General features: G+C 59.0%; 19 protein-coding genes. 9 read left to right on the plus strand and 10 right to left on the minus strand.

Annotated elements, in window-relative coordinates:
• The first annotated feature begins 68 nt into the window (after positions 1-68).
• The 7 genes from WKI89_RS01890 (at position 69) to WKI89_RS01920 (ending at position 5,240) form a co-directional block, all read left to right on the plus strand.
• Entirely contained in the window at positions 69-644 is a 576-nt protein-coding gene (locus WKI89_RS01890; protein WP_337867525.1) for a hypothetical protein, read from the plus strand.
• A gap of 2 nt (positions 645-646) precedes the next feature.
• Complete coding sequence (locus tag WKI89_RS01895) at positions 647-1,138, plus strand: hypothetical protein (protein ID WP_337867526.1); 492 nt, start codon at positions 647-649, stop codon at positions 1,136-1,138.
• Positions 1,139-1,298: 160 nt separating this feature from the next.
• On the plus strand, positions 1,299-1,580 hold the full coding sequence (locus WKI89_RS01900; protein ID WP_337867527.1) for a hypothetical protein: 282 nt from the start codon (positions 1,299-1,301) through the stop codon (positions 1,578-1,580).
• A 2-nt stretch (positions 1,581-1,582) separates the two neighbouring features.
• On the plus strand, positions 1,583-2,368 hold the full coding sequence (locus WKI89_RS01905; RefSeq protein WP_337867528.1) for a nitroreductase family protein: 786 nt from the start codon (positions 1,583-1,585) through the stop codon (positions 2,366-2,368).
• A 9-nt stretch (positions 2,369-2,377) separates the two neighbouring features.
• Positions 2,378-3,439, plus strand: a complete 1,062-nt coding sequence (locus WKI89_RS01910) for a stilbene synthase (protein WP_337867529.1) — start codon at positions 2,378-2,380, stop codon at positions 3,437-3,439.
• Positions 3,433-3,954, plus strand: coding sequence for an isoprenylcysteine carboxylmethyltransferase family protein (locus WKI89_RS01915; protein ID WP_337867530.1), 522 nt, complete (start codon positions 3,433-3,435; stop codon positions 3,952-3,954). The genes WKI89_RS01910 and WKI89_RS01915 overlap by 7 nt, the downstream gene beginning before the upstream one ends.
• 533 nt (positions 3,955-4,487) lie before the next feature.
• Positions 4,488-5,240, plus strand: coding sequence for a hypothetical protein (locus tag WKI89_RS01920; RefSeq protein WP_337867531.1), 753 nt, complete (start codon positions 4,488-4,490; stop codon positions 5,238-5,240).
• Positions 5,241-5,427: 187 nt separating this feature from the next.
• Here WKI89_RS01920 and WKI89_RS01925 read toward each other — a convergent pair whose 3' ends face one another.
• Positions 5,428-6,147, minus strand: a complete 720-nt coding sequence (locus WKI89_RS01925) for a DUF58 domain-containing protein (protein ID WP_337867532.1) — start codon at positions 6,145-6,147, stop codon at positions 5,428-5,430.
• A gap of 350 nt (positions 6,148-6,497) precedes the next feature.
• On the opposite strand from WKI89_RS01925, the gene rplJ reads away from it, so the two are divergent.
• Entirely contained in the window at positions 6,498-7,022 is a 525-nt protein-coding gene (gene rplJ, locus WKI89_RS01930; RefSeq protein WP_337867533.1) for a 50S ribosomal protein L10, read from the plus strand.
• Positions 7,023-7,041: 19 nt separating this feature from the next.
• Complete coding sequence (gene rplL, locus WKI89_RS01935; RefSeq protein WP_337867534.1) at positions 7,042-7,422, plus strand: 50S ribosomal protein L7/L12; 381 nt, start codon at positions 7,042-7,044, stop codon at positions 7,420-7,422.
• A 61-nt stretch (positions 7,423-7,483) separates the two neighbouring features.
• On the opposite strand, the gene cimA is transcribed toward rplL, so the two are convergent.
• The 9 genes from cimA to WKI89_RS01980 form a co-directional block, all read right to left on the minus strand.
• Entirely contained in the window at positions 7,484-9,070 is a 1,587-nt protein-coding gene (gene cimA / locus WKI89_RS01940; protein ID WP_337867535.1) for a citramalate synthase, read from the minus strand.
• 2 nt (positions 9,071-9,072) lie between these two features.
• A complete protein-coding gene (locus WKI89_RS01945) occupies positions 9,073-10,632 on the minus strand; it encodes a 2-isopropylmalate synthase (RefSeq protein WP_337867536.1) in 1,560 nt (519 codons plus the stop codon).
• Between the two features lie 26 nt (positions 10,633-10,658).
• Positions 10,659-11,717 carry a ketol-acid reductoisomerase gene (gene ilvC, locus WKI89_RS01950; protein WP_337867615.1) on the minus strand — a complete coding sequence of 353 codons (1,059 nt, stop codon included), beginning with the start codon at positions 11,715-11,717 and terminating at the stop codon, positions 10,659-10,661.
• A gap of 38 nt (positions 11,718-11,755) precedes the next feature.
• Positions 11,756-12,265, minus strand: a complete 510-nt coding sequence (ilvN, locus tag WKI89_RS01955; protein WP_337867537.1) for an acetolactate synthase small subunit — start codon at positions 12,263-12,265, stop codon at positions 11,756-11,758.
• Positions 12,266-12,357: 92 nt separating this feature from the next.
• Complete coding sequence (ilvB, locus tag WKI89_RS01960) at positions 12,358-14,040, minus strand: biosynthetic-type acetolactate synthase large subunit (protein WP_337867538.1); 1,683 nt, start codon at positions 14,038-14,040, stop codon at positions 12,358-12,360.
• Between the two features lie 188 nt (positions 14,041-14,228).
• Positions 14,229-15,218, minus strand: coding sequence for a YpdA family putative bacillithiol disulfide reductase (locus tag WKI89_RS01965; protein WP_337867539.1), 990 nt, complete (start codon positions 15,216-15,218; stop codon positions 14,229-14,231).
• Positions 15,219-15,289: 71 nt separating this feature from the next.
• The gene (locus tag WKI89_RS01970; RefSeq protein ID WP_337867540.1) at positions 15,290-16,279 is read right to left on the minus strand and encodes a hypothetical protein; all 990 of its coding nucleotides are present in this window, start codon (positions 16,277-16,279) and stop codon (positions 15,290-15,292) included.
• Positions 16,280-16,595: 316 nt separating this feature from the next.
• Positions 16,596-17,438, minus strand: a complete 843-nt coding sequence (locus tag WKI89_RS01975) for a DUF817 domain-containing protein (protein ID WP_337867541.1) — start codon at positions 17,436-17,438, stop codon at positions 16,596-16,598.
• A gap of 273 nt (positions 17,439-17,711) precedes the next feature.
• A complete protein-coding gene (locus WKI89_RS01980; protein WP_337867542.1) occupies positions 17,712-18,308 on the minus strand; it encodes an SDR family oxidoreductase in 597 nt (198 codons plus the stop codon).
• Positions 18,309-18,317: the final 9 nt, after the last annotated feature.

Here is an 18,317-nt window from a genome sequence, read left to right on the forward strand (position 1 = left end):
TTGGTGCTTGGCCCTGAGTTTTCTCAGATTGTTGTGGGTTAATCTGGGTTGGTCAAAAGGATGACGCTATGGTTCGGCTGGTACTGTTGCTGGGTTTGATGGCCTCGTGGGGGTTCGGGCAGAACCCTCGAGTGGTTGAGCAGCGGGTGGGCCCGCAGGGTGGGGCTTTACAACTGCCCGGCATTCAGGTGGTGGTGCCCTCGGGGGCCCTGGTCTCGCCGGTTCGTTTCCGCCTCGAGCGCCTTCAGGCGGTTCCGACCTCCCCTCCCCAGAACGAAGTGTTTTTCATCCAGACCTTACTCGAGCGCGAGGTGGTGGGAATTTACCGGCTCTCCTCGAGTGCTACCAACTTCCTCAAGCCCATCGAGATTGAGTTGCGGGTCAACCCGCCCTACCGGCCCGGCAGCCGCGTCATTCGGAGCGCTATATATGCTTGGGATGGTGAGGGTTATGTCAGCACCCAGGTTCCGGCCTCCCGAGAGTCTTATACCCTGACCCGCCTCGAGCTGGGGCTGGGGGCGGGTTCGGGCGGCTATCCGGCGGGGCTGGTGCTGGTGGTCTTGCGTGCGCCGGAGGAAAACCTGCGGCGGGAGTGCCAGGTCAGGGGAGGCCGCTGGACGGGCTCGAGCTGTGAACGAAGGTAACCATGGCCCAGCGCTCTCCCTACCTCAAAGACTGGCGGCTGGCTGATGTGATTGCGGCCCTTACGGTGATGGGGCGCTACCCCTATTCCAGCCGCCCGGCCGAGGACTGGGCAGACCGTCTGGATATCCCCCGGAGTGGCACCTCTTGGCGACAAGTTTTTGATGAGCATCCAGAGTTCTTCCGTGTCAGCAACGAAGAGGAGGGCTGGGCTTCCCTTAGACTTCGGCATGGCTTCGACCGTACCTATAGTGTCCTGCGTCAGCGCGAACTTTCCTTCGAGGAGCTAGGCCAGATTAGCCCCGAAAGCGAAGCCTACAAAGACCTCACCCGCCGCCCCCTAACCCCCGAAGAAATCGAGTCCCTCACCCAGATTGCCATCAGCCTGCATACCCGCGCCATCGCCCACGAAGGCGAGCGTCGCTGGCTCACCCCCTTGCTTTTTGGCTTGCTGGGAACGGTTTTGGGGGTGGTGTTACAAGCGGCCCTGCGGTGATGGGCGGATGTGGCCTGCTTTACCGGGGTTATCAAACCCCCGCTGCCGCTGAGATGTACCCCAACATCCAAGTTGATCCAAACCTGCGTACCCAAAACCGATTCGGCTGGACGTAGCACAGCTTGCACATCCCTACCCGCATACCGCTATGCTAGGGCCAATGTCCCCTTTTTTGCTGGTGGGTTTCGGCTTATATGCGCTCAACCTTCTGGTAGGGCTGGCCGCCCAACTCCGGCTGGCACATTTCGGGATCTGGCATCATGGGCTCTATTTGTTGGTTTTCGTCAGCGCGCTGGCGGCCCTGGTTTTTGCCAGGGAGTGGTGGCTTTTGCTTACCGTGGGCTGCCTGGCTCTGTTTCCTAAAGCACGGCCCCGCACCTGGCTACACCCTACACTGGGCGTAGCGGGCTTGGTGGGATACTTTCTGGCAGTTGGGGGATGATTATGGAGTTCCTGGACGTTATCCGAAAACGCAAAACCACCAATGGCCCCTTCCTAGACAAACCCGTATCCAAAGAGCACCAGCATCTGCTGATGGAAGCGGCCTGCCGTGCCCCCAGCCATTTCAACTCCCAACCCTGGCGCTTTATTTTGATCGAAGACAAGACCAAGCGGGAGAAAATAGCCGAGATTGGGGGGCGAACCATGCAACAACTGATTGTCGAAGGCAAGTTTTTCGAGCGCTACCGCCCCTACTTTCGCTTTACTGAAAAAGAGATGGACGAACGGCGCGATGGCATTCTGATTGACCAGTTGCCGGGCCCCTTGCGTCCCTTCACCCGTCAGATCATGAGCCCAAATGCCCTGGGACTGCTCAAAACCTTGCGGGTTCCGCAAACCCTGGGCGAGGATAACCGCAGACTGGTTGCAGGCTCACCCCTCCTGCTTGCGGCCCTGTTGGACAAGCAAGAATATCGTCCAGGCCAGCTCTCCAGCTTCTACAGCGTGCTGGGCTTGGGCATGGCCATCGAGAACATCTGGCTTACCACCGTGGAGCTAGGCATGGGTATTCAGTTTGTCTCCACACCCATGGAAGTTCCCGAGGCCTGGGAGGAAATCAAGCGGCTGCTGGAAGTGCCCGAGCACTTGGAGCTGATGGCGGTTTACCGGCTGGGCTATCTGCCCGAAGAAAAACCCCGCCCCCGCATTGACTGGAAATCCGATCATCGCAAGCGCATCTCGCAATTTGTCTTCCGCGATTCCTGCGCAACCCCCGAAAGCGACGCCTGAGGCATCTTTATGCATCCCAGAATTCTCAGCGTCGCCACCGCCAACCCCCCGCACCGGGTAGGACAGTCTGAAGTACGGGATCTGGTGCAGAACCTGTTTGACCGCCTGCAGGGCCTCGAGCGCCTCATCCGCGTTTTCGAGAACACCGGCATCGAGTCGCGCTACCTCTCGGCCCCCCTCGAGTGGTTTACTCAATCCCACAGCTTTGCCGAGAAAAACCAGTTGTGGTTTGAAACCGCCCTAGACCTTTGCGAGAAGGCCTGCCGTGAAGCCCTACAGCTCGCGGCCATCGAGCCCAAACGTGTAGGGGCTGTGGTGCTGGTTACCAGCACCGGAATTGCCACCCCCAGCCTCGAGGCCCACCTCGTTCAGCGCCTGGGCCTCCCGCTCTCGGCCATCCGCCTCCCCATCTGGGGGCTGGGCTGCGCCGGGGGCTCGGCAGGGCTGGCCAGGGCTGCCGAGATAGCCCTGAACCATCCCGGTGGGTATGTGCTGATGGTAGCGGTTGAATTGTGCAGCCTGACCTTCGTACAGGGCGACCTGAGCAAGAGCAACCTGGTAGCGACCAGCCTGTTCGCCGACGGTGCCGCCGCCGTGGTATTGGGTAGGCCAGGCGAACCGGGCCCAGGCACAGGGCCAAAGGTGCTGGGTGGATTCAGCCGGCTGCTGCCAGAAAGCTATGAGGTGATGGGTTGGGACATCGTGCCCGACGGCCTGCAAGTGCGCTTTGCCCAAAGTATCCCGGCCCTGGTAGAAGGGGAGTTGGGCCATCTGATCCGGGACGGGCTGGCGGGTTTTGGCCTTACCGCTCCAGATGTGAAGACCTGGACCCTTCACCCCGGCGGGGCCAAGGTTTTGACGGCCTACCGTGAGGGGATGGGTGTGGATGAAAAAAGTCTCGAGGCCTCCCACTGCGTTTTGAGGAAATTCGGCAATATGTCCAGTCCCACGGTGCTTTTCGTGCTGGCCCGTCAGATGTACCAGCTCGAGCAACCACCCCCCGGCAGCCCTGGGGTGTTGCTGGCCCTCGGGCCCGGCTTTGCGGCTGAAGGAGTTGTCTTGGAGTGGTAGCGATCTGGTTTGCCCTGGCCTTTGTGGCCCTACAGCGCTTGCTGGAGCTTCGCCTGGCCCGGAACAACCTAAAATGGGCCCTTTCGCAGGGTGCCAAGGAGTACGGGCGCGAACACTACCCACTTTTTTTTCTGCTCCACGTCGGCTGGATGTTGGGTTGGCTGGTCGAAGGCTTGACGCGCAACCAACCCTCTTCCATCTGGTGGCTCTGGCTGGCCGTATTCGTCCTGGCCCAAGGCCTGCGTTACTGGGCCATCAGCAGCCTGGGCCGGTACTGGAATACCCGTATCCTGATCGTGCCCGGCGCACAGAAAGTCTCGAGCGGGCCATACCGCTTCCTCCCCCACCCCAACTACCTCGCGGTGGCCTTGGAGCTGCTCTCTTTGCCACTGGTGTTCAATGCCTGGATCACGGCCATCATTGCTACGGTTCTCAATGCAATACTGCTCCTGGGCATCCGAATTCCCGCCGAAGCACGCGCTCTGCAAGAGTATGAACAACAAGAAAAGCAATAAACGCTTAGGGCACAGCGTGCATTAGCGTTAGTTCAGAGATAGAAAAGCAGCGTAAACCTGTGCGGCACGGCAGGCTCACGCTAGAGCCCCCCTACAGCGTAGGGGAGGTACTGGCTGTCCTTCGGCCAGCTAGGAGGGGTGGGTTCCGGGGTCGTTCATGCAATATGTGATGGCATGGACTGGTGCGGAACAAACCCCGCCCTACCCAGTAGGGGTGGACTTTACGATGCCGGTAGGCTGATTGACGGGTTTTCAACCTTCGGCTCAGTTTTTTCAGCTTGTTGGATAACTCCGAACTGACGTTACATTACACAACCCCGCGGCCCGTTCTTACAACGTAGGAGCGAGTAGAACGGGGTAAATTCGGTGCTAACCGAAATGTGAGCCGATGGCGTAGAAAACCTCGAGCCGAAAGTGGAACGGCTCCTTCAACCTCGGCTGCGAAGCAGGGGCTTTTACTGGCCTTGTGGCTGACCTGGCCGAAAACCCGATTATCCACGCATATACCCATCACAGGGTGTAGATTAGGGGCGATGCATGCCCGCGATTATGCTGCAACCCGTCCGTTAGCCGTTTTGCACCAGGGGCAGAGCCGCTGGTATCAGCCCATCCTAACCGCTTCGTTGCACCACAACTTGCCACTGTTCGTTTATGCCAGCCAGCCGGGTATCAACCTGGAAGCGGCCCTCTCGGCCCTTCAACCGCTTAACTTTAGGGGTGCTGTGATTGAGGACGCCGGTTTGCAAGCCCTTGCGCTGGATGCAGTTCAGAACCTCGAGGCCGAAGCCGAGCAAGCCCGGCGGGTAGATCTGGTGATTCCGGAAGTGACCGGAACCAGGGGGTACTACCTCGAGCCCATCGCCCTCGCCAACCTGATTCGCCGCTATGCCTTTGGCGACAAGGCCTTGTGGCTGGGGCCCATCCGCTCCGAACTGGCCCAGGGCCTGCGCGGCCTGACCAAGGTCTCGGTGCTGAGCCGGAGCTTCCCGGAGGGCGAAAGCTTTTTAGAACTGCTGCCAGCCCCACAGCGGGGGGTGGTGGCGGTTGCCGAAGCACAAGCAACGGTGGTCGCCCGTCAGGCCGACCTGATCCTGTATGCAGGCGGAAACCTACCCCTGGCCTTGCTGCAACCCTATCACAGCGTTCTGGCACTCAAACCCCTGCCCTCGGAGGCCCTCCGCCTGATTGGGGAGTATGTTCCCCCCGAGGAGTTCCAGAAGTTTCACCTCGCTGCTTTGCTCGAGCCCCTGGGCTATGCGCTTCCGCCCGAAACCTTTTCGGTCTAGTCTGTGGCCGTGGCCTTGCGAGCTATGCCGTCCATTTCCGCTTTATCGCGCACTATACAAACATAGCTGCCCGGTGAAAACGAGAATGCGTCTGGGCGTAGACGCATATTTTCGAGGTTCAGGGCAGCAATGGTCTTCTCTGGGACAGATGATTTGACCGCTAAGCGCTCAATCCCAGTGTAGAGCCCTAGCGCTCCTCCAAAACCCCCTGCCGCAGCAGCGCAGGCACCACCGGTTCACCTACGCGGAGCAGCCCGTAGCTGCCCAGCCTACGGGCTGTAATCCGCAGACGCAAAAGATGCTTTTCCAAAGCTTCCTGGTAACCCCGTATTTCGGCTTCGCCCACCTCCATCCGGCCTCCCTCCTCCACATCGTGCAGAAGGGCTTCGGCAAATCCGGGCGCGAGTTCTTCGGGGGCCATCACCTGTACCAGTACCACATGCCGAAGTTTTTGCAGCAGCCGCGACCAATCCAGCTCGTCGAGGCCATCGGTGATGAGCACCGTGACGCCCCTGGGCCGGGGAAAGTTCAGCAACACCCTGGGCCCCTGCTCTACCGGACGAGGCTGGCCTCTGTAACGCCCACCACCCCACATAAAAGCTCCCTCCGACTTGGCCGAATCGGCCAGCATCCGCAAAACCCGCTCGGCATAGGTTTGTTTGCCCAGCAATTGCATGCTGGGCGAGCCATCCAGGAAAAAAGTGAAGCGGGCTGGGGCTTCTGCATGGAACATGCGGGTGTAGAGCCGGCCGGTGCGGGCGTAAGCCAGCCAGTCTATGAACCGGGGTTCGTCACCCTGGGCATAGCCACGAAGCTCGTAGAACTCCAGCCCCCGCCCCGGCACAGCCTGGGTGCGCTCGCCGGCAAAGGGCTGGGTAGGGCGGGTTCGAATGCGGTAGCGGGTCATCGAGAAAACCCCTTTTGTAAAACAAAAACACGCTTATTCTAAGCCTCTCTAGCAGCATCGAATGCACCGGCCCGACTTGTCAGTTGACCGGCGATTTTGTATACTCCCCACTTGGTGTCCTTCTTGCGTCAAATACTTGACCGCAAGGGCAGCCATAGACAGCGACGGGTCAGGTGCTGCGCACTTGCCTTAAAAATGTCGCCGAGGCGCTAGTAGGGAAGCGTTTTTCGCGGAAACCGTTGGGATTCCCTAATCCCACCAGGCAGTCGGGCTTGGTGTCCGTGTTCAGTGTTTTTGGTAGAGGTTTTCTCTCCAGCACCCAGACGCCTATACCCGAGTCAGGAGGAACTTTGCCTAGCAAGCGCAACATCGAAAACCTCGAGGCGCTCACCGCTACTCTCAAGGGTGCGGAAGGCTCGTTCTTCGTGGTGAACTACCAAGGGCTCGAGTCCGGCCCTACCGGCAAGCTCCGCAAAGCGGTGCGGGAAAAGGGCGGCGAGATCATCGTTGCCAAGAATACCCTGATCCGCAAAGCCATGAGCGACCTGGGGTTGCCGGCCATCGAAGGTCTGAACGGCCCCTCAGCAGTGGTGATCTTCAACGATCCCGCCGGAGCTGCCAAAGCCCTCAAGGAGTTCGCCAAGACGAACGATAAAGGCATTCCCGCCTTCAAGTCGGGTGTGCTCTCGGGACAGGCCCTCACGGGCAAACAGGTAGAGGCCCTGGCCGATCTGCCCAGCCAAAAGGAACTGCAAGCCGAACTGGTCGGTGTGCTGTCCGCTACGATGTCCAACTTCGTGGGTGTGCTGGGGGCAAAGGCGCAGGAATTGGTGGGCATCTTGGAGGCCCAGGTTCAGAAACTAGAGGCCGCTTAGGCCCAGCAGGAGGAAAAAAATGGCTCTCGATATCGCTGCTATCAAATCCCAACTCTCTGGCGCAACCGTGCTGGAACTCAAGCAACTGATTGACGAACTCAAGGAGGAGTGGGGTGTGACCGCCGCTGCTCCGGTGGCCGTGGCCATGCCGGGGGCTGCCGCTGGCGCTGCCGCACCGGCCGCCGAAGAAAAGACCGAGTTCGATGTGGTTCTCAAGGACGCCGGCGCACAAAAGCTCAACGTGATCAAGGAACTTCGCGCCATCACCGGCCTGGGCTTGAAAGAGGCCAAGGACCTGGCCGAAGCGGGCGGCAACGTCAAGGAAGGGGTTTCCAAAGAGGAAGCTGAGAAGATCAAAAAGCAGCTCGAGGACGCAGGTGCCAAAGTCGAGCTGAAGTAAGCCAAAGCCGGGCAACCCCCAGGTTACCCACCTGGGGGTTGTGCATTTTCAGCTAGCCAATCTAATCCTGGGGAATCGGCTGGCTCTTCACCAAGGCATAGGCGTAGCCATCGGTCAGGGCTTTGAGAGAGGCCTCGAGGTTGTTTTTACTGGCCCCCACAGTGCTCCAGCGCTCCCCGGCGCGGTGCATCTCGATCATGACCCGCACCCCCGAGGCCGTACCGGCCTCCTGGCCCGAAAGGATGCGCACCTTGTAATCGCAAAGCTCGATCTCGGCGATCTCGGGGTAAAAGGGCTCAATGGCCTTACGGAAGGCTTTGTCCAGCGCCGAGACCGGTCCATGCTGGCTTTCGGCGGCGGTGTGCTGGAGGGTCTCGCCCACCTTGACCCGCACCGTGGCCTCGGCCCAGGTGGGGGTCTCGGGGTTGGCGTCGTTGACGTGCACAAATACCGTGAAGCCTTCCACGCTGAAGGGCATGCGGCCGCCCCGCAGCTTGTGGGCCAGCAGGTAGAAGCTGGCCTCGGCCCCTTCAAACGAGTAGCCGGCGTGCTCGAGCTGCTTGACCTCTTCCAGCAGGGCCCCGGCCATCTCCTTGGGCACATTGACGCCCGATTCGGCCAGCTTGGCCAGCAGGTTGCTTCGGCCCGAGAGGTCGGAGACCAGCACCCGGCGGTTATTGCCCACCGCCTCGGGCGGCACGTGCTCGTAGGTGCGCGGGTCTTTGAGTACCGCCGAGACGTGGATGCCGCCCTTGTGGGCAAAAGCCGCATCCCCCACGTAGGGGGCGCGGAGGTTGGGGGCTAGGTTGGCCCGCTCGTCCACAAAGTGCGAGACCTCGCGCAGCTCGGTGAGTTTTTCGGGGGTAAGCCCCTGGAGCGGCAGGCCGTACTTCAGCATCAGGTTGGGGATGGCGCTGGTCAGGTTCAGGTTGCCACAGCGCTCGCCGTAGCCGTTGATGGTGCCCTGCACATGGGTGGCCCCGGCCCGCACTGCGGCCAGGGCGTTGGCCACTGCCAGCTCCGCGTCGTTGTGGGGGTGAATCCCGATTGTCACCCCGGGGAAAGCCTGGCGCACGACCTGGGTGATCTCAAAGACCTCCTCGGGCAGGCTGCCCCCGTTGGTATCGCACAGGCATAAGGTGTCGGCCCCACCCCGCACGGCGGCCTCGAGGGTGGCCAGGGCGTAGCCCCGGTTGGCCTTGAAGCCGTCAAAGAAGTGCTCGGCGTCGTGGATCACCCGCCTGCCCTCCTTGACCAGGTAGCGGTAGGTCTCCTCGATCATGCGCAGGTTCTCTTCCAGAGAGACCTCGAGCGCGTGGATCACGTGAAAGTCCCAGCTCTTGGCCACCACCGTGACCACCGGGGTGGCCGCCGCCAGCATGGCCTGAACCGAGGGATCGTCCTCGGGCCGCACCCCCTTGCGCCGGGTGGAGCCAAAGGCGCAGAGCCGGCTATTCCCCAGGTCTACCCCCTTCATGCGGGCGAAGAACTCGGCATCCTTGGGGTTGCTGCCCGGCCAGCCCCCCTCGATGAGGGGAATCCCGAAAGCCGCCAGGCGCTTGGCGATGGCGATCTTGTCGTCCGAGGACAGATTGACTGCTTCGCCCTGGGTGCCGTCGCGGAGGGTGGTGTCGAGGATTTCGATCATGGTTACTTACCCAAACCCGAACGCTGCACTTCCTCGAGCGACCTCGGGTGCCGCGCCGACTGCCCCGCGGCCAGCTTGTTGGCGGCATCCAGGTAAGCCCGCGCCGAAGCCTCGATGATGTCCGGCGAAATTCCGTGCCCGGTGGCCATCACCTCACCCAGCTTGAGCTTGACCGTGACCTCGCCCAAAGCCTCGGTGCTCCCAGTCACCGACTCCACCCGGTACAGCTCGAGATCCGGTTTGAACCCGATGGCCTCCGATAAGGCCTTATACACCGCGTCCACCGGCCCGTCGCCTATCGCGGTGGTGGTCACCACCCCCTTGGGTGTTTCCAAGCTCACTGTTGCGGTAGGGAGCATCCCATAGCCGGAGAAAAATTGAAGTTTTTCTAGCGCAAACAGGTGCGGCGCAGACACTGCCTCACTCTCTACCAGTGCCCGCAATTCCTCAGTCTCGATGGGGCCTTTACGCTCGACGATCTCGCGGAAACGCGAGAACACCGTACCAATCTGTGAGTCGTCCAGCCTGTAGCCCAGGTCAGCGAGGGCTTTCTTTACCGCTGCCCGCCCTGAGTGTTTGCCCAGTACCAGCACCGCAGCCTGACGGCCCACCAGCTCAGCATTCATGATCTCGTAGGTCTCTTTGTTTTTTATCACACCATCTTGGTGGATACCCGACTCGTGGGCAAAAGCATTGTCCCCCACAATAGCCTTATTAGACTGCACCACCATGCCGGTATAGCGCTCTACCATCCGGCTCATGCGGTAAAGTTCACGGGTATTGATGTGGGTGTGGGCCTTATAATGGTCACGTCGCACATATATGGCCATTACCACTTCCTCTAGAGCGGTGTTCCCTGCCCGCTCTCCGATCCCATTGATGGTGCATTCGATCTGGGTGGCCCCGTTCTCAACAGCAGCCAGGCTATTGGCAGTGGCCATGCCCAGGTCGTCGTGGCAGTGGGCTGAAATGTGCACGTCCCGCCCACGCACCACATCCTTGTAGATACGCCCGATCAAGGTTCCATATTCCTGCGGGGTGCCATAACCGGTGGTGTCGGGAATATTGATGGTGGTTGCACCTGCGGCAATGGCGGCATCGTAAAGTTTCATGACAAAGTCGAAGTCGGCCCGCATCACGTCTTGGGCACTAAATTCCACATCGTCGGTAAATTGCCGCGCATAGCGCACCATCTCCTCCGAGAGCTCGAGGATTTGCTCGGGGGTTTTCTTGAGCATGTACTCCAGATGCACTTTGGAGGCACTGGTAAATACATGAATGCGGCGTTTCTCAGCCCTTTCCAGCGCTGCTGCTGCCCGCTCAATGTCCACCTTATGGGTGCGAGCCAAACCGCAAATCACCGGCCCCTTGACCTCGCTGGCAATGCGCGACACGCACTCGAACTCACTGGCTCCATTGACCGGGAACCCCGCCTCGATAATGTCTACATTCAGCCGGGCCAGACCGTGGGCAATTTCCAGCTTTTGCTGGAGCGAAAGGGCTACGCCGGGGCTCTGCTCGCCGTCCCGCAGGGTGGTATCGAAAATTCGGATGTGCCGCATACAACCTCCCGTTCTGCCGACCTTGGTCAGCTACCAACCTCTTCCTTCGTGAACCTGGACTTGAGGAAAGGCATCATGGCTCGCAGCTTGGGGCCCACCTGCTCGATGGGGTGATCTTTCCAGTAGTTGCGGTTGGCGTTCAGGGTGGGCTGGCCCACCACGTTTTCCAGCATCCAATCACGGGCAAACTCGCCCTGCTGAATCTGGCGCAGCACCTCGCGCATGCGGGCCTTGGTCTCCTCGCGGTTGACCACCATGGGGCCACGGGTATAGTCGCCGTACTCGGCGGTGTTGGAGATGCTATAGCGCATTCCGGCAAATCCCGACTCGTAGATCAGGTCTACAATCAGCTTAACCTCGTGCAAGCATTCGAAGTAGGCCATTTCAGGCGGATATCCGGCTTCCACTAGGGTCTCAAAGCCCGCTGCAATGAGCTGGGTCAGGCCACCGCACAGCACGGTTTGTTCCCCAAACAGATCCGTCTCGGTCTCGTCCTTGAAGGTAGTGGCGATGGTGCCAGCGCGGGTTCCGCCGTTGGCCTTGGCATAGGCCAGCGCGGTCGGGAAGGCCGAGCCCGAGGCATCCTGATAAACCGCCACCAGCGAGGGCACCCCCGAGCCTTTCTCGTACTCCGAGCGCACTAGGTGGCCAGGGCCTTTGGGCGCTACCATAAACACATCTAGGTCGTGACGCGGTTTAATCTGACCAAAGTGGATGTTGAAGCCATGGGCAAAGGCAATCGCGGCCCCTTCCTTAAGGTTGGGCTCCACCTCGGCTTTGTACACCCCACCCTGGGTTTCATCCGGTAACAGGATCATCACCACATCGGCTTTCTTGACCGCTTCTGCTACCGACCGGACTTCCAGTCCTGCTTTTTTGGCTTTCTCTTCGTTACGGCTTCCCGGCCTGAGTCCCACCACCACTTTGATACCCGAATCGCGCAGGTTCAGGGCATGGGCGTGGCCCTGTGAACCAAAGCCTAGGATGGCAACGGTCTTGTCTTTAATGAAGCCGATGTCTGCGTCCTGGTCGTAATAAATCTTCATTCTTTTCTCCTCATCGAAGGTCGAAGGATAGCTCTTCAACTTCTTCACACAAAACAAAAGATGGGACTATGCCCATCCTAGACAGCTTTCTTTTCGCGTACCTTGAGCACCTGCTCACCCCTAGACATCCCTACCGCGCCCGAGCGCATGACCTCCAACAGACCATAAGGCCGCATGGCCTCCACAAAGGTGGTGATCTTGTGGGAGTCGCCGGTGAGTTCGAAGATGATAGACTTTTTGGCCACATCTACGATCCGGGCGCGGAAAGCCTCGGCAATATCCTTGATCTCGAGCCTTTCCTCCATCCCAGCGATACTCACCTTGACCAGCGCAAGTTCGCGCTCGACATGAGGTTCGGAGTGGTCGGTTACTTTAATGACCTCAATCAATCGGTTGAGCTGCTTTTCAACCTGCTCTAAAACCGCATCGTCACCTGAAACCACCAGTGAAATCCGTGAAAGCCCTTCCTGGTGGGTGCGCCCCACCGCAAGCGATTCGATGTTGAAGCCCCGCCGGGCGATCAGGCCCGAAATGCGTTGCAGAACGCCGGGGTTGTCCTGAACCAGCACAGAAACCAAGTGTCTCATGAGCAATCTCCGATTTTGCTTACATTGCGGATAGCCAATAGCGAATGGCTGGGAACGGGTGGATTTTGGTGATCAGCTATGGGCTAAAGGCTTCAGCCCGCCACTGTCTCCCTTGGGTTCTCGATAATCATGTCCTCCGCAGCACCCCCGGAAGGAATCATGGGGAACACCCCCTCTTCGTGGTAGACCCTTGCCTCCAAGAGCACCGGGCCTGGATGGCTCAACACTTCCTTGACAGTCTCGTGAAGTTTGGTCTTGTCAGTAAGGGTGATACCCTTGATGCCATAGGCTTCGGCCAGCTTGGCAAAGTCGGGGTTGGAGTCGGCCAGGTAGACCTCGCTGTAACGCTTGGCATGGAACAAGTCTTGCCACTGTCGCACCATGCCCAAAAAACCGTTGTTGAGAATTACGATCTTGACATTCAGGTTGTGCTTTTTGAGGGTGGCTAACTCTTGCAAGGTCATCTGAAAGCTGCCATCGCCATCGAAATCAATGACGGTTTCGTTGGGACGGGCCAGTGCCGCTCCAATCGCAAAGGGCAAACCCACCCCCATGGTTCCCAGGCCACCGGAGTTGATCCAGGAACGAGGCGCATCGAACTTGTAGAACTGGGCCGCAAACATCTGGTGCTGCCCCACCCCAGAAGTCACCACCGCCTTACCCTGGGTGGCCTCCCAGAAAGCCTGGATCACTTCCTGGCTTTGCAGGTGGGGCTTGGGCTTCCAGGCAAAGGGGTGTTTGCTCCTCCACTCTTCTAGTTGCCCCCACCATTTGGCAATACTCAGCTTTTGGGCTCCCTTGGTCATCTCTGCCGCCACCCATTTGGCGTCGCCCACCACCGGAATGGCGGTCTTGACCAGTTTGCCAATCTCGGCAGGGTCAATGTCCACATGGATAATGGTGTGGGCATTAGGGGCAAAGCGCGAAACCTTGCCGGTCACCCGGTCGTCAAAACGCAGCCCAATGGCCAGAATGGTATCGGCGTGGTGGATGGCCCGGTTGGCTGCGACCGAGCCGTGCATCCCCGGCATCCCCAGGCACTGCGGATGGGTTCCAGGAAAAGCCCCCAGTCCCATCAAGGTTGGAATCACCGGGATGCCCGATTTTTCGGCAAAGGTTATGATCTCGGAGGCCGCATTTTGTGCCCCTCCCCCTACCATCAAGATTGGCTTTTCGGCTTTTTGCAGAGCTTCCAGCGCCCGCTCAATCTGGCGGGGGTGTCCTTTGAAGGTGGGTTTATAGCCTGGCAGATCCACTTCTACATCAAAGGTTCCGCCAAACTCGGCTTGTTGAACATCTTTGGGAAAATCAATCAGCACCGGGCCAGGCCGTCCAGTGGAGGCAATATAGAAGGCCTCGGCGATCACCCGAGGAATATCGTTGACGTTGCGTACCTGTATGTTGTGCTTGGTCACCGGCTGGGTAATGCCCACCACATCCGCTTCCTGGAAAGCATCGGTGCCAATGAGGGCCTGGGGGACGTTGCCGGTGAGGGCAACAACAGGCGTAGAATCCATCAGGGCATCCTGCAGTCCCGTGACCAGGTTCAAAGCCCCCGGCCCCGAGGTAGCCATGCAGACCCCCACCCGGCCCGAGGCCCGTGCATAGGCAGTGGCCGCGTGCACCCCCCCCTGCTCGTGCCGCACCAGCACGTGACGGATAGGTGAGTCGTAGAGGGCATCGTAGGTGGGCATGATGGTGCCCCCCGGATGCCCGAAGATGATGTCCACACCCTGCTTTTCCAGGGCTTTGAGGATAGCGGCGGCTCCGTTCATAGTCTCTCCTGTTCTTCAAAAAACCGCCCCCCGGTGGTTCGGGGGGCTTTAGGATGCGCTTCTAGGCTCTTCGCTACACCAAATCCCCCGTAGGCCCGGTAATTAGGCCTACTACCACTAGGATTAGGCTGCTTGGCAGTAGCATCTTGTGAAAGAGTTTACGGGTGTTTGGTATACCGTGTCAAGGCTCACACAATTGAGCCACTCACCCTCTGCATGCGCGCGGCCATCTCTTGCACGGCTCTTCTCGCATGCTCTCGACCGTTCTCGATAAACACCGTACGGGTATCGGTGCCATACCCCGCGCTTCCGGCCACAAAGAGGCCCTCGAGGCTGGTCTCGTGAGCCTCGGTGAGCACCGGCGCATCGCCCCGGTAGGCCACCCCAGCCCGGCGCAATAGCCCATCTACAGCTCTATAGCCGATGTGAATAAGCACAAAATCAGAAGGGAGCTGGAGGGGGCTATCCAAGCTCGAGGTCTCAACATGTACTTCACGCGGGGTGATCTCCCGCACCCTAGCATTGAGCAGGAGCTTGATGGAGCCTTCCTTAACCCGGTTCTCGAAGTCGGGCTTGAGCCAGTACTTTACCCTGGGACGGATTTCAGCCCCGTGGTGAACTACCGTAACTCTGGCTCCGGAGCGATAGAGCTCGAGGGCCGCCTCTACCGCGCTGTTAGAACCCCCTACCACGACCACCTTCTGGTTCCAGTACGGCAGGTTTTCGTCTAGGCCATAGCGCACGTGGGGTAGATCCTCCCCCGGCACCCCCAGGCGGTTGGGGTTGTCGTAGTAGCCCGTAGCAACCAGCACATAGCGGCTCTTCAGCTCACCTTCCCCATCGCGGTCGCGGTAGCCCACCTTGAACCTACCCAAGTCTGGGTGGATTGAGGTGGCTTCTGTGTAGGTGCGGATATTCAGTTCTTCGTTTTCGGCTACTCGACGGTAGTATTGCAAGGCTTCGCGGCGGGTGGGCTTGGGTGCCAGCGAAGGGAAGGGATGGCCCCCGATCTCGATGTTCTTGGCTTCGCTGAAGAAGATGGTTTCTTTGGGCCAGCGATAGATGGTGTTCACCAGGGTTCCTTTTTCCAAAACGACCGTGCGAATGTTGGCGCGTCTGGCCTCGATAGCTGCCGCCAGTCCAACCGGCCCTGCTCCGATGATGACGAGATCCCACATGAGCTAAAGAATACCGATTTCTGCTTGCCACGATTGTTACCTCAGGTTTCATACGCATTCCATATCTAAACTTATCTCAGGGGTTTGTAGAGCAGGGCGGGCACTTTGCGCCCGTCGTAGCTTTGGTACCAGATATGCTCGTCCTCCACGAATACCGAGGGGTCTATCGAGCCGTATTCGGCGGGCAGCAACACTTCGTAGGTATCGCTGGCCAGGTCGTACAAAATTAGCTCGGGACGACGGGTAGCCGAGGTGAGCAAAACCAAGAGTTTGCTATCCCCCAGCACAAAACTGCTACCCACCGCGATGCCCTCCGGCAGCCTAGGCACCCGGGCCTGTCCGGTTTCTACGTGGTAGAGCACCGGCATCATGGCCGAGTGGCGGTTACGGATAACGGCCAGCCACTCGCCATTTTTTGAAAAGCTCTCGGCGTACTCTTCGGCGTCACTTTGCTCCGGGCTAAGCCAGCGAACCTCACCGGTCTCGAGGTGCAGAATCCCGGCCCGGTTGGAACCCAAAACATCGGAGGTGAAGGCCAGGCGCTTTCCATCTGGGTGCCAGTCGGCCACATTGTCCCTCGAGCCCTCCTTGAGCGAGAGAATTCTGTGTATCTCCGAGCCGTCATCACGCACCAGGTAGCTGTCCTGGTTTTTCAGGTTGGGTGATTCGTTCAAGATAACCGCCAGCCACCGGCCATCGGGGCTCCAGCCAACCGCGAAGGCAGGGGCTTTGAATTGGGTGAGCTGTTTCCACTCGTGGGTTTTGTGCTTGAGGTCGAGGGCAAACACGTTCATCTGTCCAGCCTGGTTGGACATCACGGCCATGCAGGTGTTGTCGGGGTGCATTGGGCCGGCATATTCCTGTGTTTTAGGGCTGTCGTTCATCTGCACCACGTTGGCCGTGGCCAGGTGCAGCTTGAAGAGATTGTTTTGCTCGTCGCCGTCTTTGTCTTTCGCAAAGATGATCTCGGCATCGTCCCTGGTGCAGACGAAACCGGCCCGTAACTGGCGGGGCACCTGCCCATCGGTGAGCTTCTTGACCTCGCGGCTGTGCAAGTCCATTGCATACAGCTCGTAGCGCCCGGTTTTGTCCCAATAGAATGCAAGCTTCTGCCCATCTCAACTGGGCGTGACGGCAGCAAAGCTGGGGAGTTTGGCAAGCTCCTCCAAGGGAATTCGGTTTGACTTCATGAAGCAAATTTATCCTAGTTTGGATAAAGGTCTACACGGCCCAGCGTATGAGTGGTTCCGAGACGCTTATATACCAGCTCTGCCATGAATGACCCTAAAAGCAGCGGAATAGACCCACGGACGCACCCCCTGGCGCGGCAAGTGGGCGGCTCATACAGCGCCGCCCACACGCAGAGTTGGTATTGGACTAAAACACTTCCTCACCAGTTCGTTGGCCTTTGATGCGCTTGAGCTGGGCAATTAGTACAAAACTGACGATAAAGAGCAAAGACCAAGAGGTAAGCTTGGAGACCGAGACCATTTCCCAGCCGTCGGCTTGGTTGGGGTACTGCCAAGCACCCAGGTAGGTGCCGATGTTCTCGGCGATCCAGATAAACGAGGCCACCAACAAAAAGCCCAGTTTGGCCGGCAGCCAGAACTCGTGCGCTGGGGCAACGAGCGTATTGGGGCGGCTAAAGGGTTTTTCCGACAGGCTGAAGTAGATGCGGGTGCGCCAGTATGCCGCAAAGAGGCCTCCGATGATCCACCAGCGAATGTCGTAGGTAACGGCATTGGTGTAAAAGTTACCGTAGATCAGCAGCACAAACAGCCAGTTGACCCAGCTCGGCGGGAAATTCTCGAGCCGCAGATGCAAGCGACGCCAGGCCTGGGTGATGTAGCTGGCGACAGCCGCATACATGAAACCTGCAAAGAGCGGCACCCCCAGCACTTTCGAGTAGGCATCGCCAGGATAGGCCCAGGAACCCAGGTTGACCTTGTAGATTTCCATGGCCATGGCAATCGCATGGAAAAGGGTGATGGTTTTGAGTTCGTCCACCGTCTCGACCCGAAGGCCCCAGACCATCCAGATCTGGATAAGAATGCAGCACAGCAGCAGAAAGTCGTAGCGCGGGAGGCCTGGAATTTCGACAAATCGAGTAAAAAGCAACAGCAGCAAGATGAGACCAGGGAAGAAACTACTGGCGGCTTCTTGGTAGGCGAAATTCAGAAGTAAATTCCAAGCCCTGGGGAGCGAAAATGATGGCTGCATTGGTTCTAGGATAGCAGAATAATTAGATTGCCTTGGTTCAAGTTACGCCACGGACATTTCACCTGAGGTTGTGGCTGAATTCAAAAGCAACGGAAGAGAAGCTTTTGATACGCATTTCGGCAGTATCGTTCACTTTGACAAGCCTAAACGATACTGCCGAAATGCTTTTCTACTCCCTTCGGTCGGCTTGAATCCTTCACCTATGACTACGTCCAACGGTGAAGGATTCAAGCGGAAACGGTATGACACGGCAAGAACCCACCGGCAAGACCCCTAATCGCTGATCACCAGGGCTTTTCCAATGAAGTCTGGGTCGGCCAGCGACCTAAGGATAAAGTCAGCCACATCGGCCCTCGAGATTCTCCCCCGCCCGCTGCTGCCGATTTTGTAGGCCCCTGTTTTGGCCTCGTTGGTCAGGCCGGTAGGCCGCACGATGGTCCAGTCCAACCCACTTTCCATCAAGGTCTTCTCCTGGCGCTCGTGCTCCTCCAGCGCTGCCCTGAGAAAGAGCCATGCAGCGTTGGCAATTAAGCCTTTGCGGCTATCCCCCACCCCAAACGAACTCACCGCCACTACCCGCCGCACCCCGTGCTGCTGCATGGCCCGCACGATGTGGGCCGTCCCCTGGCTGCGGGTTTGGTCTGCGGCTTTATTGCCTGCACCCAGGGCAATCACCACCGCCTCCTGGCCCTGCACAGCTTTGGAGACGGCCTCGAGGTCGAACACATCGCCCTGGACAACTTTGAGGCTGGGATGATGGGGGAACGAAGGGCTTCTGGCAAAAGCTGTTACGGTGTGCCCCTGCGCCAAGGCTTGCTGTACAACCTGAAGCCCAATCCCTCTAGAGGCCCCAAAGACTGCGATGTGCATGTGTACAAA

The sequence above is a fragment of the Meiothermus sp. genome (assembly GCF_037443965.1).
In the GTDB taxonomy this organism is placed as follows: domain Bacteria; phylum Deinococcota; class Deinococci; order Deinococcales; family Thermaceae; genus Meiothermus.

Coding starts and splice junctions, on each gene's coding strand:
- WKI89_RS01970 (WP_337867540.1), bottom strand. CDS start 16,279: ATGGACTTGCACAGCCGCGAGGTCAAGAAGCTCACCGATGGGCAGGTG.
- WKI89_RS01980 (WP_337867542.1), bottom strand. CDS start 18,308: ATGCACATCGCAGTCTTTGGGGCCTCTAGAGGGATTGGGCTTCAGGTT.
- rplL (WP_337867534.1), top strand. CDS start 7,042: ATGGCTCTCGATATCGCTGCTATCAAATCCCAACTCTCTGGCGCAACC.
- WKI89_RS01890 (WP_337867525.1), top strand. CDS start 69: ATGGTTCGGCTGGTACTGTTGCTGGGTTTGATGGCCTCGTGGGGGTTC.
- WKI89_RS01905 (WP_337867528.1), top strand. CDS start 1,583: ATGGAGTTCCTGGACGTTATCCGAAAACGCAAAACCACCAATGGCCCC.
- WKI89_RS01910 (WP_337867529.1), top strand. CDS start 2,378: ATGCATCCCAGAATTCTCAGCGTCGCCACCGCCAACCCCCCGCACCGG.
- WKI89_RS01965 (WP_337867539.1), bottom strand. CDS start 15,218: ATGTGGGATCTCGTCATCATCGGAGCAGGGCCGGTTGGACTGGCGGCA.
- WKI89_RS01925 (WP_337867532.1), bottom strand. CDS start 6,147: ATGACCCGCTACCGCATTCGAACCCGCCCTACCCAGCCCTTTGCCGGC.
- WKI89_RS01895 (WP_337867526.1), top strand. CDS start 647: ATGGCCCAGCGCTCTCCCTACCTCAAAGACTGGCGGCTGGCTGATGTG.
- WKI89_RS01975 (WP_337867541.1), bottom strand. CDS start 17,438: ATGCAGCCATCATTTTCGCTCCCCAGGGCTTGGAATTTACTTCTGAAT.
- WKI89_RS01900 (WP_337867527.1), top strand. CDS start 1,299: ATGTCCCCTTTTTTGCTGGTGGGTTTCGGCTTATATGCGCTCAACCTT.
- cimA (WP_337867535.1), bottom strand. CDS start 9,070: ATGATCGAAATCCTCGACACCACCCTCCGCGACGGCACCCAGGGCGAA.
- WKI89_RS01920 (WP_337867531.1), top strand. CDS start 4,488: ATGCATGCCCGCGATTATGCTGCAACCCGTCCGTTAGCCGTTTTGCAC.
- ilvN (WP_337867537.1), bottom strand. CDS start 12,265: ATGAGACACTTGGTTTCTGTGCTGGTTCAGGACAACCCCGGCGTTCTG.
- ilvB (WP_337867538.1), bottom strand. CDS start 14,040: ATGAACGGAGCCGCCGCTATCCTCAAAGCCCTGGAAAAGCAGGGTGTG.
- WKI89_RS01945 (WP_337867536.1), bottom strand. CDS start 10,632: ATGCGGCACATCCGAATTTTCGATACCACCCTGCGGGACGGCGAGCAG.